This is a genomic window from Pararhodobacter sp. (genome assembly GCF_036802785.1).
In the GTDB taxonomy this organism is placed as follows: domain Bacteria; phylum Pseudomonadota; class Alphaproteobacteria; order Rhodobacterales; family Rhodobacteraceae; genus Pararhodobacter.
The window spans coordinates 1-15,703 of the sequence record NZ_DAIRVN010000097.1; the positions used below are offsets into that span (position 1 = coordinate 1).

Here is a 15,703-nt window from a genome sequence, read left to right on the forward strand (position 1 = left end):
GCCGCCGGTGAAGCGCTATCTAGGCCCACAGCAAAAACACCGCAAGAGGAAAAAGCACCTGAAGCATGATTTTCGTGACGTATTTCTGACGGATGATCCTAACGTGTTGATATCACACAATTTAAACTTGTCTAATTTGTACGCCCGCGTTTTCGCCCTCATTCTCAGCCATTTGTGGAAGCTCCGCCGACACCCACAAGATGCAGTTTCCGGGGGGAATCTGGCCGGGAATCGGGGGCCGGAAATGCAAACAGCGGCCCAAAGGGCCGCTGCTGCGAGTCGTTTCAGGGGGCTGACCTCAGGCGAGGCTGGGGTCGATTCCCTTGCAGGCGTCCACAAGCCCGCGCACAGCGGCCACCGACTTGTCGAACATCGCCTGCTCTGCGCCATTGAGCTTGATGTCTACCACGCGCTCGATGCCGCCCTTGCCGATGATCGTGGGCACACCGACATACATGCCTTCCAGCCCGAACTCTCCCTTGCACCAGGCCGCACAGGGCAGCAGGCGCTTCTGGTCCTTCAGATAGGCCTCTGCCATCTCGATCGCCGAAGTGGCGGGCGCATAGAAGGCCGAGCCGGTCTTCAGCAGCCCCACGATCTCGGCACCGCCGTCACGGGTGCGCTGCACGATAGCGTCCAGCTTCTCCTGCGTGGTCCAGCCCATGGCGACCAGATCGGGCAGAGGGATGCCGCCAACGGTTGAATAGCGCGCCAGCGGCACCATCGTGTCGCCATGGCCACCCAGCACAAAGCCGGTGACATCGCGCATGGACACGTTGAACTCCACCGAGAGGAAGTGACGGAAGCGCGCCGAGTCGAGCACGCCAGCCATGCCGACGACCATGTTGTGCGGCAGGCCCGCGAACTCGCGCAGCGCCCAGACCATCGCGTCAAGCGGGTTGGTGATGCAGATGACGAAGGCATTGGGCGCGTGTTTGGCGATACCTTCGCCCACCGATTTCATGACCTTCAGGTTGATGCCGAGGAGGTCATCGCGGCTCATCCCCGGTTTGCGCGGCACACCGGCGGTAACGATGCAGACATCGGCACCCGCGATATCGGCGTAATCATTGGTGCCTTTCATCACGGCATCAAACCCTTCGGAAGGGCCGGACTCGGCGATATCGAGGGCTTTGCCCTGCGGGACACCCTCGGCAATGTCAAAAAGGATGACGTCGCCAAGTTCCTTGATCGCGGCGAGATGGGCAAGCGTGCCACCAATCTGCCCTGCGCCGATCAGCGCGATTTTCGGTCTGGCCATGGTTTACTCCGGTCAGGTTGCAATTCGCATCTTGCTAAGGCTTCGGCAGTTCCCGTGCAAGTGTCGCGGCAATGCGGCACCCGAAGGGGTGTGTTGTTAACGCTGCCATCCCGGTGCTGCGCTGTTCACTCTGCAATGCAGAAAAATGCGCTTGCGGTTAATGTCGGAAAGTGGTGGTTTGCGCGCAATAATGTTTCACGGGAGAGAATCATGGACAGCCGCCCCTTCCGCTCAGTGCTTTATATCCCCGGCTCGCGCGCGCGCGCGATGGAGAAGGTACGCACACTTGCAGCCGATGCGATCATCTTTGATCTGGAAGATGCGGTTGCCGTGGATGAGAAAGCCACCGCGCGCGGGCTGCTGGCCGAGACCCTGGCCAGCACCGATTTCGGACCCCGCGCAAAGCTGGTGCGGATCAACGGGTTTGATACCGAATGGGGCGCGCAGGATCTGGAGGTGATTGCCGCAGCAAAGCCTGAGGCGATCCTGCTGCCAAAGGTCAATGCGGCCGCCGATATCGAGGCGCTGGCAGACCGGCTGGATGCCCGCGGTGAAACCGCCGACACCCGGATCTGGGCGATGATGGAAACCCCGCAGGGGGTGTTCAACGCGGCCGCCATCGCCGCCGCGCCGCGCATGGCGGGTTTTGTCATGGGCACCAATGATCTGGCCAAGGAACTGGGCTGCCGTTTCCGCGCAGACCGGCTGCCGATGCAGTTTGCACTGCAGGCCTGCCTGATGGCTGCGCGCGCCTCCGGGCTGATCGCGGTGGACGGGGTCTATAATGCGTTCAAGGATGAAGAGGGCTTGCGCACTGAGTGCGAACAGGGCCGCGATCTGGGCTTTGACGGCAAAACCCTGATCCATCCTGCCCAGCTTGACATCGCCAACACGGTTTTCGCACCGGATGAGGCCGCCATCGACCTCGCCCGCCGCCAGATCGCCGCCTTTGACGAGGCGACGGCAAAAGGGCAGGGCGTGGCCGTTGTGGATGGCAAGATTGTCGAAAATCTGCATATTGTGACGGCCCGGCAGGTGCTCGCACGCGCCGGGGCAATCGCGCAATTGCAAAAGGCCATGTAACATGGGCTACATCGTTCTGATCCTCGGCGTCGCCCTCTGGGCTGGCGCGCATCTTTTCAAGCGCCTCGCGCCCCAGCGCCGCGCGGCCATGGGCGAACGTGGCAAGGGGCTGGTGGCGCTGGCGCTGCTGGTTTCCATTGTGCTGATGGTGCTGGGCTATCGTTGGGCAGGCTATGCCCAGGTCTGGTATCCGCCCGCCTTCCTGCGCCATCTCAACAACCTGCTGATGCTGCTGGCGGTCTATCTGTTCGCAGCCTCGATCATGCAGACCCGCATCACCCGCGTCATCCGCCATCCGCAGCTGACGGCAGTGAAAACCTGGGCGCTGGCGCATCTGCTGGTCAACGGCAGCCTTGCGGGCTTCATCCTGTTCGGCGGATTGCTGGCATGGGCGGTGGTGGCGGTGATTCTGATCAACCGCGCGCAACGCGAATGGCAGCGTCCGCAACCTGCATCAATGCTGGTGGAGGGGGGCGCCGTGCTGGCCGCGCTGGTCGGCATGTTCGTTATCGGGATGATTCACAACTGGCTGGGCGTCTGGCCCTTTGGATGACACATGAAACTTTACCGACTGCTGACTGAGGATGACACCTCGGAGTTCTGCCACAAGGTCACGCTGGCCCTGAACAAGGGGTGGGCGCTGCACGGCGCCCCCTCCATGGCGTTTGACGCGGCGCGCGGCGTGATGCGCTGCGCGCAGGCCGTCACCAAGGAGGTGCCGGGCGACTATCATCCCGGCATCAAGCTTGGCGAACAGTGACGGAGACGGTGATGAAGACCAACAGCGGCAATTTCTTTGAAGATTACAGCATCGGGCAGGTGATCCGCCATGCGGTGCCGCGCACGCTGACCGGGGCAGAGCGCGCGCTCTATCATGCGCTCTATCCGGCGCGCGGCGCGCTCTATTCCTCGGATGAATTCGCGCGCAGCTGTGGCCTTCGGCAAAGCCCGCTGGATGACCTGATCGTCTTTCATACCGTCTTCGGCAAGACGGTGCCCGATATCAGCCTGAACGCCGTGGCCAATCTGGGCTATGCGCAGGGGCGCTGGCTGAAGCCGGTCTGGCCGGGCGACACGCTGACCTCCGAATCCGAGGTGATCGGCCTGAAGGAGAATTCCAACGGCAAATCCGGCGTGGTCTGGGTGCGCACCACCGGGCGCAACCAGCATGGCGAGGCAGTGCTGGAGTATGTCCGCTGGGTCATGGTGCGCAAGAACCGTGACACACCCACGCCCGAACCCGTGGTGCCGGTGCTGGCACCCGTGGTCGCGCCTGCTGATCTGGTGGTGCCGCGGGGCCTGACCTTTGCCAGCCACAACGATACCCTCTCGGGCGAGCCCTATCGCATGGGGGACTATACTGTGGGCGAGGTGATCGACCATGTCGATGGCGTCACCATTGAAGAGGCCGAGCATATGCTGGCCACCCGCCTGTGGCAGAACACCGCCAAGGTCCATTTCGACGCCACCTTCCGCCCTGATGGCAAAAGGCTGATCTACGGCGGCCATGTGATTTCGCTGGCCCGCGCGCTCAGCTTCAACGGATTGGCCAATGCGCAGATGATTGTCGCGCTCAACGGTGGTGCCCATGCCAACCCCTGTTTCGCAGGTGATACCGTGCGCGCATGGTCCGAAGTGCTGGACAAGGCCGAAACCGATGCGCCGGGTGTGGGCGCGATCCGGCTGCGGCTGGTGGCCACCAAGGGCACAGCCGGTGCGCTGAAGGATGACAGCGGCAAATACCTCGCCGAGGTTCTGCTGGACCTTGATTACTGGGCGCTGTTGCCAAACTGATCAAAATCACAACACTGCGACCGCGCTATGGTGTTTTTGTAACATTCTGCGCGGTTTATTCGTTGCTCCGCAACTCTGCGCTGTCCGCATGGATCGGACGGGTGTAATTCTTGCTTCAGAGCGAGGCATGTCCGGGTTCAACGGCTTAGCCAACGCTTGGGGACATGGAGCATGACAATGATGAAAAAAACCCTTCTCGCCTCCGGCGTGGCGGCACTGGCGCTGATGGCGGCGGTTCCTGCTTCGGCGCAGGGCTACACCTTTTCCTGGGGTGGTACGGTCACTTCGAACTACATCTCGCGCGGGGTCACGCAGACGCAGAACCGCCCGGCTTTCCAGCCCTGGGTCGAGGTTGAGTCGAATGGCTTCTATGGTGGTCTCTGGGCCTCGAACGTGCGCTTCGGGGGCGGCGACTCCGACCGGGTCGAGGTAGACATCTATGGCGGGTATCGCTGGTCGATTGAGAACACCAGCTTCGATGTCGGCTATGCGCGCTACCTCTATAACAGCAGCGGCGATTGCTGTGGCGAGTTCTACGCGCTGGTCGAGCATGAGGCCGGAACGCTGACCATGTTCGGCGGCGCCTATTTCGGCCATGACGGCAGCCTGACGGTGAATGACACGCACGTTGGCCTCAGCCTCGCGCTGATGGACAACCTGAGCGCCTCCACCAAGCTGGGCCATGCCGGAAGCGTAACCTATGCCGATCTGGGCGTAACCTACGCATTCAACGACAACTTCGATGTTGACGCGCGGGTTTACCGCTCTGGCCCTCTGGGTACCCGCGCGGTGCTTTCGGTCAACTTCGGCTTCTGAAACCCGCCGTCACGCGGTGGCAAGGATATCGGTAAGGGCGGGTGCACGGCACCCGCCCTTCTGCTTTGCGGGCGTCGGCCCAACGGGACGAGGACGGTAACGCCACCATGTGATCACAGCCAGATTTCTTGTGATCACGTTATCCGGTTTTTTCTCTTTCCGCCTCCAAAGGATCACTTTTGAACCAACTGAGCACGTGACTTGCCCGAAAAAATCGCTATTCAATCCCCTCAAAGCCATCCGGCTGCGGGCCGGGACCGCCAAAACGAGAGAGGGAATGTTCATGAGTGATGTGAACCGGGGCAACCGGCCGTTGTCCCCCCATCTGACAGTCTACCGGCTGCCATTGACCGCCATATTGTCAATCCTGCACCGCATCACCGGCGTCGGCATGGTGCTTGCCGCCGTTCTCATCGTCTGGTGGTTCGTCGCGGCGGTCTATTCGCCTGAATATTTCGCCAGCGCTGACCGGCTTCTGACCTCATGGATCGGCACGCTGGTGCTCACCGCGTCGCTCTGGGCGCTGTGGTATCACTTCTGTAACGGCATCCGGCACCTGTTCTGGGATGCGGGCATGGGCTTTGACCTTGCCAAGGCCGAGCGGAACAACTGGATCATTCTTGGCGGCTCGGTCGTGTTGACCGTGCTGACCCTGATCATCGCCTGACGGGAGGGGACAATGGGTTTCAAAACCGACTACGCGCGCGTTCAGGGTCTGGGCACTGCCGGCGACGGCGCGCATCACTGGTGGCTGCACCGGATTTCGGCAATCGCCATGATTCCGCTGACGCTGCTGTTCATCTTCCCCTTCGCCCGCACCCTTGACACCGGGTATGAGGCGATGACCGCCACCTATTCCACCTTCGGCCATGCCCTTGTGGCGGTTCTGTTCTTCCTTGTGGGCTTCTGGCATCTGGCCATGGGGCTTCAGGTTGTCATCGAAGATTACGTTCCGCACAAACCCACGCGCGTTGCCCTGTTGCTGTGCAATACGCTTTTCAACGGGGCGCTTGCCGTGGCGGGCATTCTTGCTGTCGCCACCATCCTGTTCCGCGCCTGAGGATAGCCAGATGTCTGCATACAAGATCGAAGAACACACCTATGATGTCGTGGTCGTGGGCGCTGGTGGCGCGGGGCTGCGCGCAACGCTCGGCATGGCCGAACAAGGGCTGAAAACCGCCTGCGTGACCAAGGTTTTCCCCACCCGCTCCCATACCGTTGCCGCGCAGGGTGGCATCGCCGCCTCGCTCTCGAACATGGGGCCGGACCATTGGCAGTGGCATATGTATGACACCGTCAAGGGCTCTGACTGGCTGGGCGACACCGATGCCATGGAATATCTGGCACGTGAGGCCCCCAAGGCCGTTTATGAGCTGGAACATTACGGCGTGCCCTTCTCGCGCACCGAGGATGGCAAGATCTATCAGCGCCCCTTCGGCGGCCATACCACCGAATTCGGCGAAGGCCCGCCCGTGCAGCGCACCTGCGCCGCGGCCGACCGCACCGGGCATGCCATGCTGCACACGCTCTATGGCCGCTCGCTGAAGGAACAGGCGCAGTTCTATATCGAGTACTTCGCCACCGACCTTCTTATGGACGATGACGGGCGCTGCACCGGCGTTCTGGCCTGGAAACTGGATGACGGCACGCTGCACCAGTTCAACGCCAAGATGGTGGTGCTGGCCACCGGCGGTTATGGGCGCGCCTTCTTCAGCGCTACTTCGGCGCATACCTGCACCGGCGACGGGAACGGCATGGTCGCCCGCGCGGGTCTGCCGCTCCAGGACATGGAATTCGTGCAATTCCATCCCACCGGCATCTATGGCGCGGGCTGCCTGATCACCGAGGGCGCACGCGGCGAGGGCGGCTATCTGACCAATTCCGAGGGCGAGCGCTTCATGGAGCGTTACGCGCCGACCTACAAAGACCTCGCCTCGCGCGATGTGGTCTCGCGCTGCATGACCATGGAAATCCGCGAAGGGCGCGGGGTTGGCCCGAACAAGGACCACATCCACCTGCACCTCAACCACCTGCCGCCCGAGACCCTGCATCTGCGCCTGCCCGGCATCTCGGAATCGGCGCGCGTCTTTGCCGGTGTGGATGTCAACAAAGAGCCGATCCCGGTTCTGCCGACCGTGCATTACAACATGGGCGGCATCCCCACCAACTATTGGGGCGAGGTGCTGAACGCCGACAGCGAGAACCCCACCCGCGTGGCGCCCGGGCTGATGGCAGTGGGCGAAGCGGCCTGCGCCTCAGTGCATGGCGCGAACCGGCTGGGCTCCAACTCGCTCATCGACCTTGTGGTCTTTGGCCGCGCCGCCGCGATCCGCGCGGGGCGGACGATTGACCCGGATGCGCCGAACCCGACCACCTCCAAAGCCTCGGTCGAGGCTGCGGTTGCCCGGTTCGACCGTATCCGCCACGCCAATGGCGCTATCCCCACCGCCGATCTGCGCCTTGAGATGCAGAAGACCATGCAGGACGATGCCGCTGTCTTCCGCACCGACAAGACACTGGCCGAGGGCTGCGAAAAAATGGCCGCCGTTGCCGCCAAAATGGGCGATATCAAGGTCACCGACCGCTCGCTGATCTGGAACTCGGACCTGATGGAAACGTTTGAGCTTGAAAACCTCATGCCCAACGCGCTTACCACCATCGTTTCGGCCGAGGCCCGCAAGGAATCGCGCGGCGCGCATGCCCATGAGGACTACCCGAACCGCGATGACGTCAACTGGCGCAAACACAGCCTCTCCTGGGTTGAGGGCAACCAGGTCCGGCTGGACTATCGCCCCGTCGTGACAGAGCCGCTGACCACCCTTGAACAGGGCGGCATTGACCCGAAAAAGATCGCGCCCAAGGCCCGCCTGTATTGAGGAGCTGAAGAATGGTTGAACTGACCCTTCCCAAGAATAGCCAGATCCGCGTGGGCAAGACTTGGCCAAAACCGGCGGGTGCCACCAATCTGCGCACGTTCCGCATCTATCGGTGGAGCCCGGATAACGGGCAGAACCCGCAGGTCGACACTTATTTCGTCGATATGGACAGCTGCGGACCGATGGTGCTGGACGCGCTGATCAAGATCAAGAACGAGATCGACCCGACCCTGACCTTCCGCCGCTCCTGCCGCGAAGGCATCTGCGGTTCCTGCGCGATGAACATCGACGGGCGAAACACGCTCGCCTGCATCTTTGGCATGGACGAGGTGAAGGGCGACGTAAAGATCTACCCGCTGCCGCATATGCCGGTGGTCAAGGATCTGGTGCCGGATCTGACGCATTTCTATGCGCAGCACGCGTCGATCATGCCATGGCTTGAAACGAAGTCGAACACACCGGCCAAGGAATGGCGCCAGTCCATCGAAGACCGCGAAAAGCTCGATGGTCTTTATGAATGCGTGATGTGCGCCTGCTGCTCCACGTCCTGCCCCAGCTACTGGTGGAACAGCGACCGCTATCTGGGCCCGGCCGCCCTGCTCCACGCCTATCGCTGGATTATCGACTCGCGCGATGAGGCGACGGGTGAGCGCCTGGATGACCTGCATGATCCGTTCAAGCTTTACCGCTGCCATACGATCATGAACTGCGCCAAGACCTGCCCGAAGGGCCTGAACCCCGCCAAGGCCATCGCCGAGATCAAGATGAAGATGGTCGAACGCGCACTCTGACCCGCGCCCCTGAGCATGACTGCACAAAGCCCTGAAGCACCCGCTTCGGGGCTTTTCCCTTGGACCACGCATCAATCTTCCATTGTCTTCACCTGAAGGGGGTCGCGCTCAAGAAAGCCCAGCACCTCCCGAGCTGATGATGCTCCCTCGAGTTCTCCTTGACGCTTTCTCAGCCAGCCATGACCCGTTACCGGACAGACCAAAGACCCCTTCCGCACGCGTTGACGGCAGGAGCGGCAGCAGCGCCCAGTATTTCCAAATGTCAGCCAAGCAATTCGCCCTTTTGCCTGCGCCTCCGAATGCCCGCCAAAAGTTCCGTTCAGGCGGTCTGCCAACCTGTAGCCCGCTGCGCCCCCCAGGCCGGGTCATCGTTGCCGGAACGCCGCCATGCTCGCCTGCGCGCTCTGCAGCAAGGTGAGGGCCGCCGACTGGCTGCTTACAGACCGGATCTCGCTCAGTTGCTCCCCGACAAAAAACTGGCGTATCAGCTTGTTCAGTTTCGCAGGATCAGCAAACTGCGCAATATCCCCCGCCCCGAAAGCCCGCTCCGCACGAGAACGCAGGATGTCAACCTGCCGGTCCAGATCGAGTGACGCAAAGCTTGATGGAAGCTGAAATGCGGTCTCGAAAACCTGGCGCATCGATGGCGTACCAAGAATGCGATACCATTTGCCGCTTTCACTCTGATCGCTGCCCGCCAGTTGAGCAAGGTCGCGCTGCAACGCAAGGGCCAGCCGCATGGAGTTATCCTGCTGCCCTACCGCCTCCTCAAACCGCCGCGCATGGTAATTCGTGAGCAAGTCATCCGCAAAGCCACCAATATAGCGCTTTGCCAACGCGTTGAGCGCGTCAGGCTCAGCGAACTGGGAGGCATTTCCTGATCCGAAGATCTTCTCGGTCTGACTGCGCAGCACCTTGATCTGTTCACCAAGTGCCTGGGATTCAAAATCTTTTGGCAGATCGTAGGCCGTCTCGAACATCGTGCGCAGCGAAGGAGTGCCGAAAATCAACGCCCAGGTTGCATCCTCGCCGATGCCGCTGCCCACCAGCGCGGTCAAGTCGCGCTGCATGGACGCCGCCAGCCGGGTTGCCAGTTCTTCACGCCCGGCACCAGGAAGGGCCGGATCACTCAGCGATTGCGCGCGTTCCGCCGCCCGGTCACCAAAGCCAAAAGCTTTCGCAAGCTCAAGATAGCGCTTATCGGCAAGGCGATGCACGAAGCTCCGCTTCTCGCCCGGTTCGGGCTCCCGCGTCGGGCTTTCAAGAACCCGCTGAATGAACGCGCGATTCGGCAGATCATCAGACATGCCGAACGCCGAAAGCGTAATCTGCAGAAGCCGCCGATCCTTCACCAGTTCCTCGGCCGAACTGATCTTTCCGATGTTCTCGCGGAAATAGGCCTCGTCGCGGCGAGCAACGGCTGTGCTTGCATGTGACGCCGCCTGTTTGTCCAGCGTACGTTGCAAAAACTGCCAACCGTTGAGACCGGAACTCGGGATGATCGGCGCAAAGCTCATGGGTGGGCACCCGCAAGCAGGCGCTCCTCGCGCGGCAGCAGCGAACGCAGCGCACGAAGGGTCTGATAATGATCACCGCAAAGTGCAGCCTCGGTGGCACGGTTCAACAGCGCCCGACTGTCCTGGTCGGTCAGCACCTGGCTCAGCTGCTCGATCCCGCGAAGCAGTTGCGGACGCATCTCATCTGCCTCGGAATCCCCTGACAGAATCAGCTGAACCACATAGCAGACACGGCGCACCGGCGTCTTCACCTCCTCAGGATGGATCGCATCGCGCAGCCGCAGAATGTTGACATTGGGCGTAACGATCGAGAATCGGCTTCTTCTTTCCCCATTTTCAATGACGGCGCCGTTGATCAGCACCCGTTCATGAGGGGCAAGCTTGAGGATCAGTCCGCTCATCAGTGCCCCCCTTGAGGTCGCAGGCCACGCATCACGGCAAGATTGATATCCACAAGAATCTCGGCGGGCGCAGCGCCGGACAGGGCCTTGTCCGTATGTTGACCGACGAATTCGGCCAGGTAGAAAAGACGGGCGCGCAATTCCTTTGGAAACTGGTTGCCATTATCTGCCAGATCCGTGGCGAAAGCGCTCCAAAGACGGCGATTGTCGTGCATGGCTGCGGCGAGGGCCGGAAAGGCGCCGGGCCCTGTGTCGCCATGCGCAGCCTGTATGCGCCCAGTAATCGAAGCCATCAGTTCATATTCGATGTCGCGCGGGGATTTGATGGTTCGGGTTGTCGTACCATAGGCGCTCTGTGCTTTGGCCGTTGCACTCATCTCTGCTCTCACTGTGCGAAGGAAGGGGTCAGCGGGGCGAAACCGGGGCCCTTACGGGCCCCGGTGAGCGCATTAACGGAAGAGCGAGAGGATGTTCTGCGGCTGCTGGTTGGCGATCGACAGCGCCTGAATACCGAGCTGCTGCTGAACCTGAAGCGCCTGAAGCCGTGCCGAGGTTTCCTCCATATCGGCATCGACCAGAGAGCCGATACCAACTTTCATCGAATCCATCAGGCTGCTGACAAATTCTTTCTGGATATCGACCCGCTTCTGCGACGAGCCGAAGGTGGCCGAGGCATCAATCGCGTACTGGATCATCTGCTCAACATCGCGCAGCGCGTCGGTGCGTTGCTGATCTGTTCCCGCGACCGTCAGGCCACCGAGCGCCGACATGCCACCAGCGCCGCGCGTGGCGGTCATGGTCACATCCATGGCTTCGCCGGTGTTGTTGGTGATGGTAAAGTCTGAACCATCGAACTCGATGGCGACGTTGCTGTGCAGACCCGCCGCTTCGAGTTCGTTGCGCAGACCGGCCAGAATAGCCGACCCGGCATCACCTTCACGCACGGTATAGGCCACGCGTGTGCCACCCACATCGAGCTGGACACGGTCACCTGCAGCAAGCGCTGTGTTGACCGGCGCGCCCGTCATATCGCCTGTGCGCAGCGCAACCCCGCCGCCCGCCGTACCGTCGGCTGCGGCGAAATCGAAGTCCCCGGTTGCGAAGACCAGGTCGGCGCCATCGGCAACCGTTTGCGCGGCGCCGGTGCCGGCATGCGCCGCCGCCGTCAACGCGGTGCCGACATTGGTGGTCAGGTTCGTGGCATCCAGTGAGATTTCGATGGTTCCGCTCTGAACAGTGCCGCCAGCCGAACGGTCAAGCGAAGACAGGATCGACACCGGGTTCTGCGCCTGACCATTGACCATGTTCAGGCCGTTGAACTGCGCCGAATTGACCACCGACGAGATCTGGTCACGCAACTGCGCGATATCGGTCTGGATCTTGGCGCGGTCAACGTTCTGCTCCTGCGCGCCGACGATCTTTTCCTTGATCTCGGTGAGCAGTTTCACCGTGGTTTCGGCGGCATTGCGCGCGACATTCACGGTCGAACTGCCCAGCGAGAGGCTGTCCTGAATGGTCTTGAACCCGGCAACGTCGGATTCCATCACCTTGGAGATCGCCCAGGTCGCGGCATTGTCCTTGGCCGAGCCCACTTTCAGACCCGTCGAAATCTGGCCCTGCACCTGGCTCATGCTGCGGTTGATCTGTTTCATGGTCTGCAGGGCAACCATTGCGCCATTGTTCGTAAGAATCGAGGACATGTCGTCTTCCTTTTGCAAAGGCGTGTTTACGCCGATTTATGAGGCCGTTCGGAATGAACGGGACAGCCCTTTCTGGACCTGCGGCCATCCGGCTTTTCGGACAGTGCGCCACCATGACGGTGCGGGGTTCACACTGCGTCCGAAGCCCTAACAGCCGATTAATCGAACCGGTTTTCGCTGCGCAGATTTCGCTCAAATGCCGCACATTCAGGCGACGGGCATAAAAAAACGCAGCGCCGGGGCGCTGCGTCAGAACAATTTCATCGGATCAGGCGCGCTTTTCCAGTTGTCCCGGCGCTGTACCGATCTTCTGGCGCATGCCGTCGCGCGCATAGGTTTCATGCCGTCGCGGCAGCCGCGCACGCGTCAGAAGCTGTTGCGCATCGCGCAGACCGTCCAGCGCGGCAGCGATCAACAGCTGATTGCGCCGGGCGCTTTCGGCGATTCTGCCGCCCAGCGCCACCGCGTCAGGGGGCAGGTCAGCGGGCGGGCACCCCTCGATCCGGTCAATCAGCGCCAGTTTGCGCGGCCCGATCTGGCTGATTCGCGCCATATCGGCTTCGCGCAGCGCCGCGCGCTCCTCATCCATCAGGCGTGCCAGTTTACCAAGGTCACGAACCACCTTTTTCATGCCCCGCCCTCCGCGCCGCGTGCGATAAGGGCACGTTCAATATGGTCCGCAAGGCCGATTCCCCCGCGGGCGACCATCGACCGGGCATGCGCCTCAGCGAGAAACGACGCAAAATGCTCTTCGCCAGCGCCGCCGTTCATGCTTTCGGCGGAGCGGCCGATTCCCGCTGCCCTGAACATTGCTGACAGAAAAGCGCTTTCCAACGCCTCGGCGCTGCGGCGCAAGGCCGTTGGTGCGGGGCCAGCGCGCTGCGCAAGCGAGGTTTCGGGGGGGATTTGCATTCTGCACTCCATCTTTGCTGTCTGACTCCCTGCAGAATCACCGATCGCGGTAAAGAACCGGTAACTATCCGCGTGATAAACATGAGCGAATGGCAGCCAACCCCGGGGCCCTGCATGCTGACTGACCTCTTCACCAGTTCCATTCGCGGCGCACCCGCCCAGACCCAGCCAGGCAAAGCCAAGGCGGGGCCGGGTGAGGGTGTTTTTGCGGCAATCCTCGGGGCGCTGTCGCGTGGCGCGCCGTTGCGTGACGAATCAGAAACGGAGGGCACCGAGCCGCCGCCGCCCGCAGAGGAGGTCACAGAGGCCGTTGCCGAGGAAGGGGATGCCACGCTCATTCCCGCCGCGTCAGGGGGCTCTGAGCGGGCGCCGGAAAGTGATCACGCGCAGATGGTCGCATACCCTCCCCTCGCCGGTTTGAAGGCTGGCGGGGAGGCGGCGGAGCCATTCCTGCAGATAAGCGTGGAAGCATCGGAAGACGGGGAAGCAGCGCGGCCTTCCCCGGATCGGGGTGAGAAAACCACGGTGAAGGCGGATAGCACACCGCAGACAGCATGGCAGCAAGTAAGCGTGAACGCGGAAACAGAGGCCACGCCCGGAAAGCCGCTGACCGGCGAACCCTTGCTGGCATCGAAATCGGTGCCGGAGACGCCTCTGACCGGCCCACTGCCGACGACGCAAGCAGCCAGCCAAGGTGTTGCACCGCCCCTTCAGAGTGCAGCCGAGTCAGCTGCGGGCAGGGCCGGGCAGGCCAGCATCGCGGCCTCGGCGCTGGCGCTCAGCGATGCAACCGACACTCTGAATGCCGATGGAAGATCCGGCAGAGCGCCGGAGGGCATGCCGGTTCGCGCAACCGTGCCCCCGTCGGCGCAGGGTCAGACCATCGCCGCGCAGGACGGCCCGAAAGCCACTGATCCGGCGCCCGCGAAAGCCACGGCCAGCGCGCGCGCAGATGGGGTGCCGCTCACCTCCAGCCCCCTCGCGGCAAATGTTCCGCTCACGCCTACCGCAGGTCTTCAGCCGACGGCCCGGGAACCATCCCTATCGCCACAGCCGGTTCTGTCGCCGGACGAGGCACCCGTCATCGCAGCCGCGCTACCGCCTCTCACCTCGCGGGGATTGCCTGGGGGCGCAAGCGGCCCCATTGAGCAGACAAAACCCGCCGCAACCGAACCGCGCTGGGCGGCGATGACAAAGCCCGAAACGTCACGCATGCCACCAGCGCCCGGCGCGACCGTGACAAGCACAGCACCGTCGCAGGTCACCACCCTGCCGGCTCACCCGCTGGCATCCCCTGATTCTGCCACAGGCACGGCCGCCGCGAACATGGCGCGGGCGGAAGCCGATGCGGGCGGCCTTTTCCTTCCGTCAGGTGACAGCCCGCTGGTTGCGGGCGCGGCGCCGGGCACCGGCTCTGCCCTATCCCTGACCGAGAGCGCTACCGCGCAGCGCCCCACTGCTGAACTCGCCCGCGATGTCTCGCAACAGATCGGCGCGCAGGTTCTCGCTGCGGGCAAGGGCCGGTTCGAGCTGTCGCTTGCCCCGGCCGAACTGGGCAAGGTGGAAATGTGGCTGCAGGAAAATGACAACCGACTCACACTGAGTGTCAGCGCCGAGCGCCCTGAGACGATGGACCTGATCCGCCGGCATATCGGGTTGCTGGAGCAGGAGCTGCGGCAGATGGGCTTCAACGGCCTGTCGTTGCAACTGGGCACGAACGGTGCGCCCGGGTCCCATGCGGGCCGGACCCGGCAGAATCTTCCGGCCGCTGAGGGCATCGCCGCCCCGGTTGAACCCCTCCGCCGTGCTGCAAATGCGGCTCTGGCGGGTGAACGCCTCGACATTCGCCTTTAATTGAGAGAGACGCCATGCAAGTGAACAGCGCTTTCAGCACCGCCGCCACGGCATCAACCGCCACAAACCCCGTGCAATCAAGCGACTACCAGACATTTCTCAACATGCTCACCGTGCAGATGCGCAATCAGGATCCGCTCAACCCGATGGCGGCGACAGATTTCGCGGTGCAGCTTGCCACCTTTTCGAGCGTTGAGCAGCAAATGCAGACCAATCAGCTTTTGTCAGCGCTGCTGGGCCGCTCGGGCCTCGCCGAGATGAGCGGCTGGGTCGGCATGGAGGCGCGGATCTACAGCGGCGCCCATTTTGACGGCACGCCCATCGACCTCGCCCCTGACCCCGCGCTCGGCGCCGAGCGCAATTTCCTGATCGTGCGAAACCAGGATGGTGCCATCGTGGAGACTGTAGAAATTCCGACCGAGACCCACACCTATCAATGGGCCGGGCTGGATGCGGATGGCGAACCCCTGCCCACCGGGCGCTACACGTTCGAGCTGGAATCGCGCATGGGGGACGAAGTGCTTGATACATCGCCGGTCGCCGCCTACCTGCCAATCGTCGAGGCCCGTCTGGAGGCCGGGATGCTGGTGCTGGTACTGCCCGGCGGCATGCTGGTTGACAGTTCAACCATCAGCGGCCTGCGCCAGCCCCGCCCCACCCCCGCCCCTGATGGGGCCCTCGTCGGTCTGTATTGACGG

General features: G+C 62.5%; 18 protein-coding genes. 11 read left to right on the top strand and 7 right to left on the bottom strand.

From position 1 onward, the window contains the following. Window positions 1-298: 298 nt before the first annotated feature. Window positions 299-1,261 carry a malate dehydrogenase gene (gene mdh / locus V7Q53_RS21510; RefSeq protein WP_333830924.1) on the bottom strand — a complete coding sequence of 321 codons (963 nt, stop codon included), beginning with the start codon at window positions 1,259-1,261 and terminating at the stop codon, window positions 299-301. A 210-nt stretch (window positions 1,262-1,471) separates the two neighbouring features. Between mdh and V7Q53_RS21515 the strand changes: the two genes are divergently transcribed. From V7Q53_RS21515 to V7Q53_RS21555, 9 genes are all read left to right on the top strand, one after another. Then, a complete protein-coding gene (locus V7Q53_RS21515; RefSeq protein ID WP_333830925.1) occupies window positions 1,472-2,344 on the top strand; it encodes an HpcH/HpaI aldolase/citrate lyase family protein in 873 nt (290 codons plus the stop codon). A 1-nt stretch (window position 2,345) separates the two neighbouring features. Next, window positions 2,346-2,897 (top strand): NnrU family protein, encoded by a 552-nt coding sequence (locus tag V7Q53_RS21520; protein ID WP_333830926.1) that lies wholly within the window; start codon window positions 2,346-2,348, stop codon window positions 2,895-2,897. A gap of 3 nt (window positions 2,898-2,900) precedes the next feature. Beyond that, on the top strand, window positions 2,901-3,104 hold the full coding sequence (locus V7Q53_RS21525) for a DUF1737 domain-containing protein (protein ID WP_333830927.1): 204 nt from the start codon (window positions 2,901-2,903) through the stop codon (window positions 3,102-3,104). 8 nt (window positions 3,105-3,112) lie between these two features. Further along, a complete protein-coding gene (locus tag V7Q53_RS21530; RefSeq protein WP_333830928.1) occupies window positions 3,113-4,138 on the top strand; it encodes a MaoC family dehydratase in 1,026 nt (341 codons plus the stop codon). Between the two features lie 177 nt (window positions 4,139-4,315). Beyond that, a complete protein-coding gene (locus tag V7Q53_RS21535) occupies window positions 4,316-4,954 on the top strand; it encodes a TorF family putative porin (RefSeq protein WP_333830929.1) in 639 nt (212 codons plus the stop codon). A gap of 283 nt (window positions 4,955-5,237) precedes the next feature. After that, entirely contained in the window at window positions 5,238-5,621 is a 384-nt protein-coding gene (gene sdhC / locus V7Q53_RS21540; RefSeq protein WP_333830930.1) for a succinate dehydrogenase, cytochrome b556 subunit, read from the top strand. A gap of 12 nt (window positions 5,622-5,633) precedes the next feature. Continuing rightward, window positions 5,634-6,014: a succinate dehydrogenase, hydrophobic membrane anchor protein gene (gene sdhD / locus V7Q53_RS21545; protein WP_333830931.1), complete on the top strand. Its 381-nt coding sequence runs from the start codon at window positions 5,634-5,636 to the stop codon at window positions 6,012-6,014. Window positions 6,015-6,024: 10 nt separating this feature from the next. Beyond that, window positions 6,025-7,830 carry a succinate dehydrogenase flavoprotein subunit gene (sdhA, locus tag V7Q53_RS21550; protein WP_333830932.1) on the top strand — a complete coding sequence of 602 codons (1,806 nt, stop codon included), beginning with the start codon at window positions 6,025-6,027 and terminating at the stop codon, window positions 7,828-7,830. Window positions 7,831-7,841: 11 nt separating this feature from the next. Beyond that, complete coding sequence (locus V7Q53_RS21555) at window positions 7,842-8,621, top strand: succinate dehydrogenase iron-sulfur subunit (RefSeq protein ID WP_333830933.1); 780 nt, start codon at window positions 7,842-7,844, stop codon at window positions 8,619-8,621. Window positions 8,622-8,986: 365 nt separating this feature from the next. On the opposite strand, the gene V7Q53_RS21560 is transcribed toward V7Q53_RS21555, so the two are convergent. The 6 genes from V7Q53_RS21560 to V7Q53_RS21585 all read right to left on the bottom strand — a co-directional run bounded on the left by V7Q53_RS21560 (window position 8,987) and on the right by V7Q53_RS21585 (window position 13,151). Further along, the gene (locus tag V7Q53_RS21560) at window positions 8,987-10,138 is read right to left on the bottom strand and encodes a DUF1217 domain-containing protein (RefSeq protein WP_333830934.1); all 1,152 of its coding nucleotides are present in this window, start codon (window positions 10,136-10,138) and stop codon (window positions 8,987-8,989) included. Beyond that, a complete protein-coding gene (gene flbT, locus V7Q53_RS21565; RefSeq protein ID WP_333830935.1) occupies window positions 10,135-10,539 on the bottom strand; it encodes a flagellar biosynthesis repressor FlbT in 405 nt (134 codons plus the stop codon). Before flbT ends, V7Q53_RS21560 begins: the two co-directional genes overlap by 4 nt. After that, the gene (flaF, locus tag V7Q53_RS21570; protein WP_333830936.1) at window positions 10,539-10,916 is read right to left on the bottom strand and encodes a flagellar biosynthesis regulator FlaF; all 378 of its coding nucleotides are present in this window, start codon (window positions 10,914-10,916) and stop codon (window positions 10,539-10,541) included. The genes flbT and flaF overlap by 1 nt, the downstream gene beginning before the upstream one ends. 72 nt (window positions 10,917-10,988) lie before the next feature. Beyond that, on the bottom strand, window positions 10,989-12,239 hold the full coding sequence (locus V7Q53_RS21575) for a flagellin (RefSeq protein ID WP_333830937.1): 1,251 nt from the start codon (window positions 12,237-12,239) through the stop codon (window positions 10,989-10,991). Window positions 12,240-12,507: 268 nt separating this feature from the next. Then, entirely contained in the window at window positions 12,508-12,870 is a 363-nt protein-coding gene (locus V7Q53_RS21580) for a hypothetical protein (RefSeq protein WP_333830938.1), read from the bottom strand. Beyond that, window positions 12,867-13,151: a rod-binding protein gene (locus V7Q53_RS21585; protein ID WP_333830939.1), complete on the bottom strand. Its 285-nt coding sequence runs from the start codon at window positions 13,149-13,151 to the stop codon at window positions 12,867-12,869. Before V7Q53_RS21585 ends, V7Q53_RS21580 begins: the two co-directional genes overlap by 4 nt. Here V7Q53_RS21585 and V7Q53_RS21590 point away from each other — a divergent pair. Together V7Q53_RS21590 and V7Q53_RS21595 are read left to right on the top strand one after the other, a co-directional pair. Further along, complete coding sequence (locus V7Q53_RS21590; protein ID WP_333830941.1) at window positions 13,146-15,005, top strand: flagellar hook-length control protein FliK; 1,860 nt, start codon at window positions 13,146-13,148, stop codon at window positions 15,003-15,005. The genes V7Q53_RS21585 and V7Q53_RS21590 overlap by 6 nt on opposite strands. Window positions 15,006-15,019: 14 nt before the next feature. After that, entirely contained in the window at window positions 15,020-15,700 is a 681-nt protein-coding gene (locus V7Q53_RS21595; protein WP_333830942.1) for a flagellar hook capping FlgD N-terminal domain-containing protein, read from the top strand. Window positions 15,701-15,703 lie beyond the last annotated feature (3 nt).